The sequence below is a fragment of the Porphyromonas sp. COT-290 OH3588 genome (assembly GCF_000769075.1).
GTDB lineage: Bacteria > Bacteroidota > Bacteroidia > Bacteroidales > Porphyromonadaceae > Porphyromonas.
On sequence record NZ_JRFC01000007.1, the window covers coordinates 1 to 1,547 of the forward strand.

At 44.5% G+C, this 1,547-nt stretch carries 1 protein-coding gene; it reads left to right on the top strand.

All coding sequences use genetic code 11. The features are described 5' to 3' along the window. The first annotated feature begins 315 nt into the window (after positions 1-315). The gene (locus HQ48_RS01050) at positions 316-1,137 is read left to right on the top strand and encodes a transposase (RefSeq protein ID WP_052408908.1); all 822 of its coding nucleotides are present in this window, start codon (positions 316-318) and stop codon (positions 1,135-1,137) included. Positions 1,138-1,547: the final 410 nt, after the last annotated feature.

Below are 1,547 nucleotides of genomic sequence, written 5' to 3' on the forward strand. Positions count from 1 at the left end.
ATCGAAGACCCAGAAAACGGCTAGGATACCTAACGCCAAGCCAAGTTTTAGGACTAACTTAGATCAACATTGTTGCGCTGGAAGGAGGAATGTGCATTTTGGCTCAGCCTCATTTCTTTTTGTATTCAAGAACGGACAAAGCCCCAACTTTCACAAGCTAGGGCTTTGTTTGTTTGCTAAGTTTGATTAACTTAGCAAATATCAAATATTTAATGAGTACAAAGTTACACTTTCGTCCTTATATATCCGACCCCATCCTGCTATTTCCAGCAGAACTAACTAGGTCAAGATATTGATGCCAACGACCCTGTACGCTTGATCAATAGCGTCGTAGATACACTGAATTTAGAATCACTGCAGAAGCTCTATCGGGTTCGTGGTCGCAGTGCCTATCATCCACGCATGCTGCTCAAAGTGCTTCTCTACGCCTATATGAACAATGTCTATTCTTGTCGCAAGATTGAGCAGTCCTTGCGTCGGGATATCCACTACATTTGGCTGGCTGGATACGAAAAGCCTGATTTCGCCACGATTAATCGCTTTCGCAATCGGATGAAGACGGAAATCAATAGACTCTTCACACAGTTAGTTCTACTGCTGAGTGATCGTGGCTTATTAAGCTTGGATGTGGCCTACATAGATGGCACTAAGCTCGAGTCCAAAGCCAATAAATACACTTTCGTCTGGCGCAAGAGTGTCGAGCGCAATAAGGCTAAGCTTGAAGAGAAGATTAAGGTATTGCTTGAGCAGGTGGACGATGTCATCGCCCAAGATCAAGAGGCTACCGAGGAGTCCGTTGAGCTTTCTGCTGAACTCCTAGGTCAGATAGCTCAGGAGCTGAATGCCTCACTAGAGATCAAGCAGTCAGAGGCCAAGAGTAAGGAAGAGAAGGCAGAAGTACGCAGGCGTAAGAGGCAAGTGAAAGAACTCAACGAACATCGAGCTCGGTTGGCTCGTTATGACGCCCAGTTGGAGAGGATTGGCACACGCAATTCGATGTCTAAGACCGATCCAGATGCGACGTTTATGCGGATGAAAGAGGATGCGATGAACTCCACAGCTCTTTCTCTTTGTTTTGATTCTAGATCCCCCGAAAGGTCAAAACCTCATCAAAGCACCCTATACTGGGTGCAATAGCACCTATTATTGGGTGCATTCGCACGCAGTATAGGGTGCAGCACGATGCTTTCCCCCTTTCGGAAAATGGCGTTAGACGAAACACAGTCTGTATAATTTATCGGGACGCCAACTCTATATCGTTTCGATGCAGGCTATGGTTCAGAGGAAAACTATCATCTGATGCAGCAGCTTAATTGTGAGGCTTATGTTAAGTACAATCGTTTTCACCTAGAGCAGCGCTCTAGATACAAGTCTGATCCTTTCCATCCAGATCATTTATTCTATAATGAGACCATTGCACGTCATTTTGCCTCTTTTCGGTTAGAAACGTTGTATATATCTCTGATTATTACTATCTTTAATATGTAATTAATTGTATCGACATGGCAACTAAACCAACCGAACCAGCTCCGAGCTTCCTACAAGTA